The sequence below is a fragment of the Micromonospora thermarum genome (genome assembly GCF_012034245.1).
Taxonomy (GTDB): domain Bacteria; phylum Actinomycetota; class Actinomycetes; order Mycobacteriales; family Micromonosporaceae; genus Micromonospora; species Micromonospora thermarum.
This window is the reverse complement of record NZ_JAATEO010000028.1, coordinates 1-13,811: the sequence shown is the minus strand read 5'-3', so window position 1 is coordinate 13,811 and position 13,811 is coordinate 1. Positions and strand designations below refer to the sequence as shown.

General features: G+C 72.7%; 11 protein-coding genes. 5 read left to right on the top strand and 6 right to left on the bottom strand.

Annotation, left to right across the window (positions count from 1 at the left end):
• Positions 1-18: 18 nt before the first annotated feature.
• On the bottom strand, positions 19-717 hold the full coding sequence (locus HCJ94_RS22760; protein WP_168003078.1) for a lysophospholipid acyltransferase family protein: 699 nt from the start codon (positions 715-717) through the stop codon (positions 19-21).
• A gap of 87 nt (positions 718-804) precedes the next feature.
• The gene (gene ileS, locus HCJ94_RS22755) at positions 805-3,951 is read right to left on the bottom strand and encodes an isoleucine--tRNA ligase (protein WP_168003077.1); all 3,147 of its coding nucleotides are present in this window, start codon (positions 3,949-3,951) and stop codon (positions 805-807) included.
• Positions 3,952-4,518: 567 nt separating this feature from the next.
• Here ileS and HCJ94_RS22750 point away from each other — a divergent pair.
• The 3 genes from HCJ94_RS22750 to HCJ94_RS22740 all read left to right on the top strand — a co-directional run bounded on the left by HCJ94_RS22750 (position 4,519) and on the right by HCJ94_RS22740 (position 6,393).
• Positions 4,519-4,968 (top strand): hypothetical protein, encoded by a 450-nt coding sequence (locus HCJ94_RS22750; RefSeq protein ID WP_240944438.1) that lies wholly within the window; start codon positions 4,519-4,521, stop codon positions 4,966-4,968.
• Between the two features lie 66 nt (positions 4,969-5,034).
• Entirely contained in the window at positions 5,035-5,760 is a 726-nt protein-coding gene (locus HCJ94_RS22745) for an ABC transporter permease (protein ID WP_168003076.1), read from the top strand.
• A 192-nt stretch (positions 5,761-5,952) separates the two neighbouring features.
• Entirely contained in the window at positions 5,953-6,393 is a 441-nt protein-coding gene (locus HCJ94_RS22740) for a carboxymuconolactone decarboxylase family protein (protein ID WP_168003075.1), read from the top strand.
• A 124-nt stretch (positions 6,394-6,517) separates the two neighbouring features.
• On the opposite strand, the gene ndk is transcribed toward HCJ94_RS22740, so the two are convergent.
• On the bottom strand, positions 6,518-6,943 hold the full coding sequence (gene ndk / locus HCJ94_RS22735; protein ID WP_168003074.1) for a nucleoside-diphosphate kinase: 426 nt from the start codon (positions 6,941-6,943) through the stop codon (positions 6,518-6,520).
• 141 nt (positions 6,944-7,084) lie between these two features.
• On the opposite strand from ndk, the gene HCJ94_RS22730 reads away from it, so the two are divergent.
• On the top strand, positions 7,085-8,467 hold the full coding sequence (locus HCJ94_RS22730) for a VOC family protein (protein ID WP_168003073.1): 1,383 nt from the start codon (positions 7,085-7,087) through the stop codon (positions 8,465-8,467).
• Between the two features lie 69 nt (positions 8,468-8,536).
• Here HCJ94_RS22730 and HCJ94_RS22725 read toward each other — a convergent pair whose 3' ends face one another.
• Genes HCJ94_RS22725 through HCJ94_RS22715 form a run of 3 tightly spaced genes read right to left on the bottom strand, consistent with a single transcriptional unit; the run spans position 8,537 to position 12,896 of the window.
• Complete coding sequence (locus tag HCJ94_RS22725) at positions 8,537-8,950, bottom strand: DUF4233 domain-containing protein (protein WP_168003072.1); 414 nt, start codon at positions 8,948-8,950, stop codon at positions 8,537-8,539.
• Positions 8,947-10,281, bottom strand: a complete 1,335-nt coding sequence (locus HCJ94_RS22720; RefSeq protein ID WP_168003071.1) for a bifunctional folylpolyglutamate synthase/dihydrofolate synthase — start codon at positions 10,279-10,281, stop codon at positions 8,947-8,949. Before HCJ94_RS22720 ends, HCJ94_RS22725 begins: the two co-directional genes overlap by 4 nt.
• Positions 10,278-12,896, bottom strand: a complete 2,619-nt coding sequence (locus HCJ94_RS22715) for a valine--tRNA ligase (RefSeq protein ID WP_168003070.1) — start codon at positions 12,894-12,896, stop codon at positions 10,278-10,280. The genes HCJ94_RS22720 and HCJ94_RS22715 overlap by 4 nt, the downstream gene beginning before the upstream one ends.
• A gap of 69 nt (positions 12,897-12,965) precedes the next feature.
• Here HCJ94_RS22715 and HCJ94_RS22710 point away from each other — a divergent pair, with 69 nt between their 5' ends.
• Entirely contained in the window at positions 12,966-13,649 is a 684-nt protein-coding gene (locus HCJ94_RS22710; protein ID WP_168003069.1) for a hypothetical protein, read from the top strand.
• Positions 13,650-13,811 lie beyond the last annotated feature (162 nt).

Here is a 13,811-nt window from a genome sequence, read left to right as displayed (position 1 = left end):
GCCGGGCCCGGACCGCGTTCAGACCGCGCCGGGCTCACCGGCGACGGGCGGGTGCGCACGCGGCGGCGCGTAGCGGGAGACGTACTCCTGGCCGGTGAGCTTCTGGATCTCGCTCATCACCTCGTCGGTCATCGCCCGCAGCGACGTCCGGTCGTCCGAGCGACCGGTGAAGTCCAGCGGCTTGCCGAACCGCACGGTGATCTTGCCGGTGAACGGCCGCGGCACGCGGGCGCCGATCGGCTGGACCTTCTCGGTGCCGATCATGCCGACCGGGATGATCGGCACCCCGGCGGACACGGCCAGCCGGACCGCGCCGGTGCGCCCCCGGTACAGCCGCCCGTCCGGTGACCGGGTGCCCTCCGGGTAGACGACGACCAGCTCACCGGCCTGGAGCGCGGGGATGGCCGCGTCGAACGCGGACAGGGCCGCGCGACCGCCGGCCCGCTCGACCGGGATCGCGCCCAGGCCGGTGAGGACGAACTTCGAGAACCGGCCCTTCAGACCCGTGCCCTTGAAGTACTCCGACTTCGCCCAGAACGCGAGGTGCCGGGGGACGACGGTGCCGAGGAACAGCTCGTCGGCGACCGAGAGGTGGTTACCGGCGAAGATCGCGCCACCGGTCTCCGGCACGTGCTCCAACCCCTCCACGGTCGGCCGGAAGGCCAACCGCAGCGCGGGCGCCACGGTGAGCTTGCCGATGGTGTAGAGCAGCGGCACTGGTCCTCCGGCAGGTCGGGGTGCGGTAGGGGCGCTGTCACGGTAGCGGACGCGCCCCCACCGCGACGACACAGGTGGCGGGCCCTCTCATACCCGGCGGACGGTCACCGTCACCTGCTCGCCGTCGCCGACCTCGCCGGTGAAGCCGTCGATGCCCTCGGCGAGGTCGACCGACTCGGCCAGCACCTCCCGCCGCACGAAGTCGAGGTACGCGGACACCGCCGCCCGTACCTCCTCGGAGGCGGCGAGCGCGACCACGATCCGGTCCGACACGTCCAGGTCGGCGTCGCGGCGGGCCTGCTGCACCACCCGGACCACGTCCCGGGCCAGGCCCTCGGCGGCCAGCTCGGGCGTGACCTGCGTGTCCAGCACGACCACACCCTCGCCGCCGGGCAGCGGCGCGGAGTGCTCGGCGTCGGCGGCGACGAGGCGCAGCTCGTACTCGCCCTCGGCGAGGGTGACCCCGGCGGCGACCGGGGCGCCGTCGACCAGCTCCCACTCCCCCGCCTTGACCGCCTTGATCACCTGCTGGACCGCCTTGCCGACCCGCGGTCCGAGCGCCCGGGGCACGACGGTGAGCACCTGCTGGCAGTAGGCCCGCACCTCGCCGGTGAACACGACCTCCTTGACGTTGACCTCGTCGGCGACCAGGTCCGTGAAGGGCCGCAGCTGATCGGCGGCCGGCGAAGCCACGGTCAGCGTCGACAGCGGCAGGCGTACCCGCAGGCCCTTGGCCTTGCGCAGCGACAGCGCCGCCGAGGCGACCGCCCGCACGTTGTCCATCGCGGACACGAGCTCGTGGTCGGCCGGGAACTGGGCGGCGTCCGGCCAGTCGGTCAGGTGCACCGACCGCTCGCCGGTCAGGCCGCGCCAGATCTCCTCGGCGGTCAGCGGCGCGAGCGGCGCGACCACCCGGCAGAGCGTCTCCAGGACCGTCCACAGGGTGTCGAACGCGTCGGCGTCGCCGGACCAGAACCGGTCCCGGGAGCGGCGCACGTACCAGTTGGTCAGGGCGTCCAGGTAGGACCGGACGGTGGCGCAGGCGCCGGAGATGTCGTACGCCTCCATCTGCGCCTGCACCGTCGACACCAGCTCGTTGGTCTTCGCCAGCACGTACCGGTCGAGCAGGTGCGTCGAGTCCGTCCGGCGGCGAGCGGTGTAGCCGTCCGCGCTGGCGTAGAGCGAGAAGAAGTACCAGACGTTCCAGAGCGGCAGCAGCACCTGGCGCACGGCGTCCCGGATGAGCGTCTCGGTGACCGCCATGTCGCCGCCGCGCAGCACCGGCGAGGACATCAGCATCCAGCGCATCGCGTCCGAGCCGTACGAGTCGAACACGTGGTAGACGTCCGGGTAGTTGCGCAGGCTCTTGGACATCTTGCGCCCGTCCGAGCCGAGCAGGATGCCGTGGCTCAGGCAGTTGCGGAACGCCGGCCGGTCGAACAGGGCGGTGGCCAGCACGTGCATCGTGTAGAACCAGCCGCGGGTCTGCCCGATGTACTCGACGATGAAGTCGCCCGGGTAGTGGTGCTCGAACCACTCGGCGTTCTCGAACGGGTAGTGCACCTGGGCGAACGGCATCGAGCCGGACTCGAACCAGCAGTCCAGCACCTCCGGCACCCGGCGCATCATCGACTTCCCGGTCGGGTCGTCCGGGTTGGGGCGGACCAGGTCGTCCACCGCCGGCCGGTGCAGGTCGGTCAGGCGTACGCCGAAGTCCCGCTCGATCTCGGCGAGGGAGCCGTACACGTCGACCCGGGGGTAGGTCGGGTCGTCGGACTTCCACACCGGGATCGGCGAGCCCCAGAACCGGTTCCGGCTGATCGACCAGTCGCGGGCGTTGGCCAGCCACTTGCCGAACGAGCCGTCCTTGATGTGGCCGGGCGTCCAGTTGATCTGCTGGTTCAGCTCGACCATCCGGTCCTTGAACGTGGTCACCGCCACGAACCAGGACGACACCGCCTTGTAGACCAGCGGGGTGTCGCAGCGCCAGCAGTGCGGGTACGCGTGGGTGTAGGTGTCCTGCTTGAGCACCACCCCCCGCTCCTTCAGCTCCCGGATCACCGGCTTGTTGACGTCGAAGACCTGCTCGCCCTGGTAGGGCGGGACCAGCGCGGTGAACCGGGTGTGGTCGTCCACGGTGACGATCGTCGGGATGCCGGCGGCGTTGCAGACGTTCTGGTCGTCCTCACCGAACGCCGGGGCCAGGTGGACGATCCCGGTGCCGTCCTCGGTCGTGACGAACTCCGCGCCGAGCACCTGGTACGCGTTCTCCCCCGCCTGCTCGACGAGGAAGTCGAACAGCGGGGTGTACCGGCGGCCCACCAGGTCCCGGCCGTACACCGTGCCGACCTGCTCGTACCCCTCCAGCTCCTTCGCGTACGCGCCGAGCCGGGCCGCGCCGACGACGTACCGCTCGCCGTCCCGCTCCAGCACCGCGTACTCGATGTCCGGGCCGACGGCGAGCGCCAGGTTGGACGGCAGGGTCCACGGCGTGGTGGTCCAGACGCCGAGCTTCACCGGCCCGCGCACCGGCTCCGGCGCGCTCTCGTCCGGGGTCAGCGCGAACCACACCGACAGCGTCGGGTCGTGCCGGTCCCGGTAGACGTCGTCCATCCGGGTCTCGGTGTTCGACAGCGGCGTCTCGCAGCGCCAGCAGTACGCGAGCACCCGGAAGCCCTCGTAGACCAGACCCTTGTCGTGCAGGGTCTTGAAGGCCCACATGACGCTCTCCATGTAGTCCAGGTCGAGCGTCTTGTAGTCGTTGGCGAAGTCGACCCAGCGGGCCTGGCGCGTGACGTACCGCTCCCAGTCCTGGGTGAACTCCAGCACCGACGTGCGGCAGGCCTCGTTGAACCGGGCCACGCCCAGGTCGAGGATCTCCGCCTTGCTGGTGATGCCGAGCTGCTTCTCGGCGACCACCTCGGCCGGCAGGCCGTGGCAGTCCCAGCCGAAGCGCCGCTCCACCCGCCGGCCGCGCATCGTCTGGTAGCGCGGGACCACGTCCTTGACGTAGCCGGTGAAGAGGTGGCCGTAGTGCGGCAGGCCGTTGGCGAACGGCGGGCCGTCGTAGAAGACGTACTCGTTCTCCCCGTTCCGGCCGGCCTCGCGGGCCTCGACGGAGGCCTCGAAGGTCTTGTCGGCCGTCCAGTGCTCCAGGACCCGGCGCTCGACGGCGGGCAGGTCCGGGCTCGCGGGGACGCCGGCCGCGGTCGGGTCGTGCAACGGATAGGCCATCGGGGGTCGCTCTCCTCAGCAGCTCACTCGTCGTGTGGTCTGCGAGGACGAACCTTTTCCGGTACGCCGTCGGCGTGCCCGGGCATGGCCCGCGGTACCACCCCGCTTGGCGGCCGAGGATCGACCGCCCGCTCGTTGGCCGGCTGTGACGGGCCGGACCCGTCCGGTTCTACTCGGGCGCGGACGCCCTTTCTTCCGGAGGCTCACCGGTGATGGCCGGGTCATCGCCTTTGGCCGTCAAGACTACCCGACCGCCGCGGGAGATCGCCCGCGAGTAACGGCCCGCTAGGCTCGGGCCGTGATCCGGATCGAGCTCGACGAGCCCACCCTCGCGCGCACCCGGATCGCCACCAGCCCGCTCTGGGAGGTGCTGACGAGCCTGTACCTGCTGCACCGGAATCCGGGCGAGCCGCCGTGGCCGTACACCGGCTGGGCGCGGCACGCCCGGCGGGTGCTCGCCGAGGTCCCGGCGGCCGCGCCGGCCCGGTTGCTGGTCACCCCGGGCGGCACGGCACCGGACTTCCTGACCCCGATCCCGCCGTCGCCGGCGCCGACCCTGGCCGAGGAGTGCTGGCGCCGCGACCGCCCGCGCTGGTGGTCCTGCCGATCACCCTCGCCACCGCGCTCACCGGCACGTACGCGATGGCCGCCACCCTGCTCTGGGGCCGGCTGCTCTACGGCATCCCGCTGGACTTCGCCGACCCGGTCGCGTTCGCCGTGGCGGTGCCCGGCTGCATCGTCGGGCTGGGCATGTTCGGCCTGCTGCTCGCGTCGACGTTCGTGCTGCTGCGTAACGCCAACGCGCTGACGAACACGCTGGAGTACCCGATCTGGCTGGTCTCCGGGATGCTCGTGCCGATCACCGTGCCGGGTGGACCGGCCCGGTCGCCGCGGCGCTGCCCACCACGTGGGGAGCCCGGGCGGTCCGCGAGGCCGCCACCGGCAGCGGCCCGGTCTGGCCGTCGCTCGGTGTCTGCCTGGCGATCAGCCTCGGCTGCCTGGCGGTCGGCGCGCTGATGATGACGTACGTCGAGCGGCGGGCCCGGGCCGCCGCCACGCTGGCGCTCGCCTGAGGAGGGGACGATGACCGACCTGTTCCGTCTGGTGGGCACCGGTGGTGTGATCGCCTACCGGGCGCTGTTCAACTGGACCACCCCGCCGATGTTCATCGGCACCCTGCTCGTCGGGCCGCTGTTCCAGCTGCTCTTCTTCGCGTACCTGGGCCGGCAGCTCGGCGTGGCCGACGACCGCTTCTACATCGTCGGGAACGCCGTCCTGGCCGCGTCGCTGGCGTGTGTCTTCGGCGGCACGATGGCGGTGTCGAACGAGCGCCGCTTCGGCACCCTCGGGCACGTGCTGCTGTCCCCGCGCAGCCGCACCGCGGTCTTCCTCGGCCGGGTCCTGCCGTACGCCGGCAACGGCCTGCTCATCGCGGTGACCACGCTGACCGCGGCCGCGCTCCTGCTCGGCCTGCGGATACCCGTGTCGGCGCTGCCGGCCCTGCTGCTGGCCCTCGCCGTGGCGGCGCTGTCGTGCGGCTTCTTCGGGCTGACCCTGGGCGCGGTGGGCCTGCGGTTCCGCGACGTCTGGCTGGTCTCGAACGTGTCGGTGGCCCTGCTGCTCCTGCTCACCGGCGTGAACGTGCCGGCCGCCGAACTGCCGGCCGGCATGCGGGTGGCGGGCCAGCTCCTCCCGATCACCCACGCGGCCGAGGCGGCGGTGGGCCTCGCGTACGCCGTCCTGGCCGCCGCCCTCCTCAAGCTCTTCGAAGCCGAATCCCGCCGCCACGCCAGCCTGGACACCCTCTGATACCCCGCCCACCCCCGTCGATCTTGCACTTTCGGCCCTTGTTCTGTCGCTGTTGCGACCGTTTGTCGGGGCAGAAAGTGCAAGATCGCGGGGTGCGGATGCCGGCGTGAGCGGCGTCACGGGCTTCGGGGGTCACGACGGGGCGGGTTGGACCGTCGAGTCGGTGACAGGAACACCGGCAGGGAGGTAGTCATGCAGCGGATGAACGCGGCCGAGGTGGCGCCGGAGGCGTACCGGGCGGTCATGGGGCTGGAGAAGTACGTCCGGGCGAACGTCGAGCACACCGTGCTGGAGCTGGTGAAGCTGCGCGCGTCGATGCTGAACGGCTGCGCGTTCTGCGTCGACATGCACAGCCGGGACGCCCTCTCGGCGGGCGAGTCGAGCCGGCGTCTGTTCGCCGTCGCCGCCTGGCGGGAAGCGCCGTTCTTCGACGAGCGGGAGCGCACCGCGCTGGCGCTCACCGACGCCGTCACCAGGCTCGGCGAGCACGGGGTCCCCGACGACGTGTGGGACGCGGCGGCGAAGGTGTGGTCGGAGAAGGAGCTGGCGGACCTGGTGATGGCCATCGCGACGATCAACGTGTGGAACCGGATCGCGGTCACCACCCAGGCACAGCCGCCCGCCGAGGTCTGAGCGGCGGACACGACGGCGGCCGGTGCGGGGGTGCGCACCGGGCGCCGTCGTCCGTGCGGTCAGCCCGGCGTGTACGTGGTCCGCCCGGCTCGCGTCGAAGCGGTCAGGCCAGCTCGGGGAAGGATCAACCCAGCGCGGGGAACCAGAGGGCGATCTCGCGCTTCGCGCTGTCGACGGAGTCGGACGCGTGCACCAGGTTCTCCCGGTTGGACAGCGACAGGTCACCCCGGATGGTGCCGGCGGCGGCCTTGCGGCCGTCGGTGCTGCCGAGCATGCCGCGGACGACCTCGATGACCTGGTCGCCGGAGAGGACCAGCGCGATCAGCGGGCCGCCGGTCATGAACGCCTTCAGCGGCGGGTAGAACGGCTTGTCGACGTGCTCGGCGTAGTGCTGGTCGGCGAACTCGCCGTCCATCGTCCGGGTCTCCATCGCGTCGATCCGCAGCCCCTTGCGCTCGAAGCGGGAGATGATCTCGCCGACCAGCCCGCGGCGGACCGCGTCGGGCTTGATCAGTACGAGCGTGCGCTCTTCCGGGCTGCTGCTGGACACGCTGGGTTCCTCCTGTGCGCGGAAGACGGTCGGGCTGGGTACGGTCAGCCTAGCGACCCGGTCCCGGCGCCGGCGCGGCGGCCGGACTTCCCCCGGTGGCCGGTCCGGCCTAGCCTGGCCCTGACCCCCGGGAGGTCCACAGTGGCGAATGGCGGGAACCGGCCCATCGCGCCGGTCCGCAAGCTGGTCGGCGCGGTGCTGGGCACGGTGGCCACCTTCGTGATCCTGTTCGGCCTGGGCATGACCAGTTGGGCGATCGTGGCGCTCGGCGTCGCGCTGCTGGTGCTGGCGATCGCACTGGCCACCGTGCGCGCCGGGGGGCGCACCTGGGTCATCGGCGAGGGGCACGTGCACAGCGTCTCCGAGCCACCCACCCAGTACGCCTTCGGCCGGTGCGAGCTGCAACTCGTCATCGACGCGCCGGGCCTGCCGCCGAGGTCCAAGAAGATCATCGACCCGCGGGTGCCGGTCGCGAAGTGGCCGGCACCCGGCCAGACCCTCCCGATCCGTGTCGCGCTCGACGACCAGCGGCACGTCCGGGTGCTCTGGGACGAGGTGCCGACGCACGCCGAGACGGCCGCCGTCGTCGCTGACCTGCCCCCCGAGTACGCGGACGCCGAACCGGTGGAGGAGGTGCTGATCCGCCAGGAGGCGCCGCCGTGGGCCGGCCGCACGCCGGAGGACGACCTCCGCGACCCGTACGGCGACCCGTACGCGGGCCCGCCCGCCGAACCCGTCGTGCCGCCGGCCGAGCGGGAGACCGTGGTCGTGCACCAGGTCCCGGGCGGGCCGAAGGTGGTGGAGGGCACGCTCGTCGACCCGCCGTCCAGCGACCTGCCCCGCCGGGCGGCCACCCCGACCCCGCGTCCCCCCGCGGAGGAGGCGTTCGACCCGCCCGGCGGGACGAGGTTCGACCAGCCGGCCGACCCGTACGACCCGGTGGTCGACGCGCCCCGCACCGGGGAGCCGTACTCGCCACCGGCCGACGCGCCGGAGCCGCCTCCCGCCCGCGCTTTCCGGGTGCCCTCGCCGGCGGATCCGCTGGACCCGCTGGACCTGCCGCTGGACGACCCGCCCCCGCCACGCACCGACGAGGCGGTGACGCCGGAGGGCCTCGACGAGGCGATCTTCGGCGAGGCCGCCGGCGATCCGCCGATCGCCGGGGTGGGGCTCACGCTGCTGGTCACCGACCTGTCGCGGTCCCTCGCCTTCTACCGGGACCTCGGTTTCACCGAGGTCGACCGGGGTTCCGGCAACGCGGTGCTCGCCTCCGGGGCGACCCGGCTGGTGCTGCGTGAGGTCACCGAGGCCGCTCCCGTCAGCCGCCGGCTGGTGCACGTCAACCTCGAGGTGGACGACATCGAGACGGCGTACGCGCGGCTGCGCGAGTCGGGGGTGCGCTTCACGTACGCGCCCCGGGTGGTGAACCGGGGCACGAAGCTGGAGGTCTGGGCGGCCGCTTTCCGCGACCCGGACGGCCACGGCATCGCCCTGACCCAGTGGCGGGAACGCGCCGAGGCCTGAACGCCGTGCACGCGCCCGGAGGTAGCCCGGACGGCGGCGCAGACCCGGCACCGGGGTCGGCCGCGCCGGTCAGCCCAGGATGACCCGCCGCACGTGCAGGGCGTACGCCCAGACCAGCGCGAAGACGATCCCCAGGACCAGCAGCGACCAGTGCAGCAGCCCGGCGAGCATGAGCAGCCCCTGGAGCACGGTGCCGGCGTGCCACGCCCACGGGCGGCGCATCAGGCCGGCCAGCAGCACCGCCGCCACCGCCAGGGCCAGCACGGCGGCGACCGCGGCGCCGCTCAGCCCGCCGCCGACCACCCGGATCGGCTGGATCGCCAGCACCAGTACCAGGGCCTCCAGGACGAGGGTCCCGGCGCCGAGCCCGCGGACCGCTCGCTCCGGGTTGCGCAGGCCGGACCGCCGCGGCGCCCCGCCCGACTGCCCGGGGGACGCGCCCGGCTGGGCCGACGGCCCACCCGGCTGCTCCGGCGCGGTCATCGCTTGAGCAGCCGGCGGGCGTCGGCCACGGTCACCACCGAACCGGTGATCAGCACTCCGACGCCGGCCAGCTCGCCCGGCACGTCCTCCTCGGCGAGCGCCACCGCCGCCTCGATCGCGTCCGGCATCTCCTCGGCCACCTCGACCCGGTCCGGGCCGAACACCTCGGCGGCCAGCGCCGCCAACTCCCCCGCCGGCATCGCCCTGGGCGAGCTGTTGCGCGTCACCACCACCTGGTCGACGACCGGTTCCAGCAGCTCCAGCAGGCTGGCCGCGTCCTTGTCACCGAGGACGCCGAGCACCGCCACCAGCTTGCTGAACGCGAACTCCTCCTGCAGGGCGGTGACCGTCGCCGCCATGCCCTGCGGGTTGTGTGCGCCGTCGAGCAGGACGGTCGGCGCGGTGCGGACCCGCTCCAGCCGGCCCGGCGAGCTGGCCGTGGCGAAGCCCTCCCGCACCGTCTCGACGTCGAGCTGGCGGCGGGCCCCGGCGCCGAGGAACGCCTCGACCGCCGCGAGCGCCACCGCCGCGTTCTGCGCCTGGTGGGCGCCGTGCAGGGGGACGAACACCTCCTCGTACACGCCGCCCAGCCCCTGGAGGGTGAGCACCTGCCCGCCGACGGCGACCGACCGGCGCAGCACCCCGAACTCGGAGCCCTCCCGGGCGATGGTCGCGCCGACCTCGGCGCAGCGTTCGAGGATCGGCCGGGCCGCCGCCTCCTCCTGGGCGGCGGAGATGACCGTCGCGCCCTTGTGGATGATGCCCGCCTTGTGCAGCGCGATGTCCTCGACCGTGTCGCCGAGCCACTCGGTGTGGTCCAGCCCGATCGGTGTCAGCACCGCCACACCGGCCTGGAGCACGTTGGTCGAGTCCTCGGCGCCGCCGAGCCCCACCTCGACCACCGCGACGTCGACCGGGGCGTCGGCGAACGTGGCGAACGCCAGCGCCGTGGTCATGTCGAAGTACGTCAGGGGCTCCGCCGACCGCTCGTCCACGAGCTGGGCCAGAGGTGCCACCTCCCGGTACGTGGCGGTGAACCGCTCCTCGCTGACCGGCTCGCCGTCCAGGCTGATCCGCTCCCGGACGGTCTCCAGGTGCGGGCTGGTGTAGCGGCCGGTGTGCAGGCCGAAGGCCCGCAGCAGGGAGTCGATCATGCGGGCCGTGGACGTCTTGCCGTTGGTGCCGGTCAGGTGGATCGACGGGTACGCCCGCTGCGGGCTGCCGAGCAGGTCCAGCAGGGACTCGATCCGGTCCAGCTCGAACACCATGCGGGTGAACCCGCGGCCGGCGAGCTCGGCCTCGACGGCGGCGAAATCGGTGCGGTCGGTCACGAGGGCAGGGCCTCCAGAGCGGCGTCGATGCGGGCCAGGTCGGCCTCGGCGGTTGCCAGCCGGTCCCGGATCTTCTGGACCACCGGCTCCGGGGCCTTGCCCACGAACGCCGGGTTGCCCAGCTTCGCCCGGGCCTGCGCGGCCTCCTTCTCGGCCGCGGCACGGTCCTTGGTGAGCCGGGCCCGTTCGGCGGCCACGTCGATCGCGCCGCGCGTGTCCAGGGCGACGCTCACCTCGCCCGGCATGGTGAGGGTGGCGCTGGCCTGGAAGCCCTCGCCGGCGTCGTCGAGGCGGACCAACGACCGGATCAGCGGCTCGTGCCCGGCGATGCCGGCGCCGGCCAGCCCGTCGAGCCGGGCGACGACCCGCTGCGTCGGCCGCAGCCCCTGGTCGGAGCGGAACCGGCGGATCTCGGTGACCACCCGCTGGAGGGTGGCGATCTCCGCCTCGGCGGCGTCGTCGACCAGCGCCCGGTCGGCCACCGGCCAGGAGGCGGTCATGACCGTCTCGCCCCCGGTCAGCGCGGTCCACAGTTCCTCGGTGACGAACGGGATCACCGGGTGCAGCAGCCGCAGCAGCTGGTCGAGCACGTGCCCGAGGACGCGCCGGGTGGCGTCGGCGGCGGTACCGCCGGCGGCCAGCACCGGCTTGCTCAGCTCGACGTACCAGTCGCACACGTCGTCCCAGGCGAAGTGGTAGAGCAGGTCGCACACCTTCGCGAACTCGTACGCCTCGAACTGCTCGTCCACCTCGGCGGTGACGTGCGCGAGGCGCGACAGGATCCACCGGTCGACGGTCGACAGCTCGCTCGCCGCCGGCAGCGGGCCCTCGGTGTGGGCGCCGTTGAGCAGCGCGAATCGGGTGGCGTTCCACAGCTTGTTGCAGAAGTTGCGGGAGCCCTGGCACCACTCCTCGCTGACCGGCACGTCGCCGCCCGGGTTCGCGCCGCGCGCCAGGGTGAACCGGGTCGCGTCGGCGCCGTACCGGTCGATCCAGTCGAGCGGGTCGACGACGTTGCCGAACGACTTCGACATCTTCTTGCCGTGCTCGTCGCGGACCATGCCGTGCAGGGCGATGACGTCGAAGGGCTGCCGGCCGTCCATCGCGTACAGGCCGAACATCATCATCCGGGCGACCCAGAAGAAGAGGATGTCGTACCCCGTGACGAGGACACTGGTCGGATAGAACTTCGCCAGCTCGGGGGTCTGCTCCGGCCAGCCGAGGGTGGAGAACGGCCACAGGCCGCTGGAGAACCAGGTGTCCAGGACGTCCTCGTCCTGGCGCCAGCCCTCGCCGGTCGGCGGCTGATCGTCCGGCCCGACGCACACGACCTCGCCGTCCGGGCCGTACCAGACCGGGATGCGGTGCCCCCACCAGAGCTGGCGGGAGATGCACCAGTCGTGCATGTTGTCGACCCAGGCGAAGTACCGCTTGGCCAGCTCCGCCGGCTCGATCTTCACCCGGCCGTCGCGGACCGCGTCACCGGCCGCCTTGGCCAGCGGCGAGGTGTTGACGAACCACTGCAACGACAACCGGGGCTCCACCGTCGTACGGCAGCGCGAGCAGTGGCCCACCGCGTGCACGTACGGCCGCTTCTCGGCCACGATCCGGCCCTGCTCCCGCAGCGCGGCCACGATCGCGGGCCGGGCCTCGAACCGGTCCAGGCCCTGGAACGGGCCGTGGGCGGTGATGACGCCCCGCTCGTCCATGATCGTGAGTGAGGGCAGGTTGTGCCGCTGGCCGATCTCGAAGTCGTTCGGGTCGTGCGCCGGCGTCACCTTCACCATGCCGGTGCCGAACGACGGGTCGACGTGCTCATCGCCCACGATCGGGATCCGGCGCCCGGTCAGCGGCAGCTCGACCTCGGTGCCGATGAGGTGCTTGTACCGGTCGTCGTCCGGGTGCACCGCCACCGCGGTGTCGCCGAGCATCGTCTCCGCCCGGGTGGTCGCCACCACGACGTCGTCGCTGTACCGGATCGAGACCAGCTCACCGTCGTCGTCGGTGTGCTCCACCTCGATGTCCGACAGGGCGGTCAGGCAGCGCGGGCACCAGTTGATGATCCGCTCGGCCCGGTAGATCAGGCCGTCGTCGTACAGCTTCTTGAACATGGTCTGGACGGCGCGCGACAGGCCCTCGTCCATGGTGAAGCGCTCGCGGTCCCAGTCGACGGAGTCGCCCAGCCGCCGCATCTGGCCGAGGATCGCGCCGCCGGACTCGGCCTTCCACTGCCACACCCGCTCGACGAACGCCTCCCGGCCCAGGTCGTGCCGGGACAGCCCCTGGGCGGCGAGCTGCCGCTCGACCACGTTCTGGGTGGCGATGCCGGCGTGGTCCATGCCGGGCAGCCACAGCGCCTCGTGGCCCTGCATGCGCTTACGCCGGACCAGCGCGTCCTGCACGGTGTGGTCCAGGGCGTGGCCCATGTGCAGGGAGCCGGTGACGTTGGGCGGCGGGATGACGATCGTGAACGGGGGCTTGTCGCTGTCCGCCGAGGCGCGGAAGTGGCCGGCGGCTACCCACTGCTCGTACCGTCGCTGCTCTACCTCGCCGGGCTGGTACTGGCCGGCAAGGGTCGGGGCGTCGGGGCGTCGGGCATCCAGTCTCTCGGTCACCCTGAAAGTCTACGGAGAGCTTCGACGGACCCGACGTGCGCCACCGGTGCTTCGCGTACGGTGTCGGCTATGTCCGACGCACATCTCACCGAGCGGCCGGTCGACGACGCGCCCGAGCCGGTCGAACTGACCGACGAGCCGATCCGCCTCGGTGCCGGAGCCCCCGAGGGGTCTCCCGAGCGGCGGCCGGGCCGGTTCCGGCGGCGGCGGGTGGCGTGGCTGCTCGCGGCGGCCGTCGGGCTCGCCGGCGTCGGAGCCCTCGGCACCGCCGGCTGGCGGATCGTGCAGCAGAAGGACGCCGACTTCACCAGCCCGGACCGGGTGGCCGGGCTGACCCGGGACGACAGTGAGCGGGCCCGCAGCACCGCGGACTACCTGCGCAGCGGGTTCGCCGCCGACATCGAGCTGGACCGCAGCTTCGGCACCGTCTACCGCGATCCCGCCGACGAACGCCGGTCGGTCCTCATCTTCGGCGGCACCACCCTGCTGTGGCAGCCCGAGCGCGACCTCGACAGTCTCTTCGGCCTGATGACCGACGAGACCGGGGCGGTCACCGGCCTGCGCGAACTGCCCGCGGGCCGGTTCGGCGGGGTGTTGAAGTGCGGCACCACCAGCGGCGAGGGCGGCGACTTCGCCGTCTGCGGCTGGGCCGACCACGGCAGCGTCGTCATGGCGATGTTCCCGGACCGCTCCGTCGACCAGGCCGGCACCCTCCTGCGCGACATGCGCGAGGCCATGCAGACCCGCAACTGAGCCGTCCCAGGAAGGCTCCACACGGCCCCGCCGGCATCGTCGCCGGCGGGGCTTCTTCAGGGAGTACGCACACCGCGTCCCGCCCTCGACCGTGCGACCCGGCAGGGGCTGACGCCGATTCCCGCGGCTTCAACCGCAGGGGTGACGTGGAAAAGGGTCCGG

Bases quoted from the DNA above. Each gene is read 5' to 3' on its own strand.
- HCJ94_RS22710 (WP_168003069.1), top strand. From the start codon at position 12,966: ATGTCCGACGCACATCTCACCGAGCGGCCGGTCGACGACGCGCCCGAG.
- ileS (WP_168003077.1), bottom strand. From the start codon at position 3,951: ATGGCCTATCCGTTGCACGACCCGACCGCGGCCGGCGTCCCCGCGAGC.
- HCJ94_RS22725 (WP_168003072.1), bottom strand. From the start codon at position 8,950: ATGACCGCGCCGGAGCAGCCGGGTGGGCCGTCGGCCCAGCCGGGCGCG.
- HCJ94_RS22745 (WP_168003076.1), top strand. From the start codon at position 5,035: ATGACCGACCTGTTCCGTCTGGTGGGCACCGGTGGTGTGATCGCCTAC.
- HCJ94_RS22740 (WP_168003075.1), top strand. From the start codon at position 5,953: ATGCAGCGGATGAACGCGGCCGAGGTGGCGCCGGAGGCGTACCGGGCG.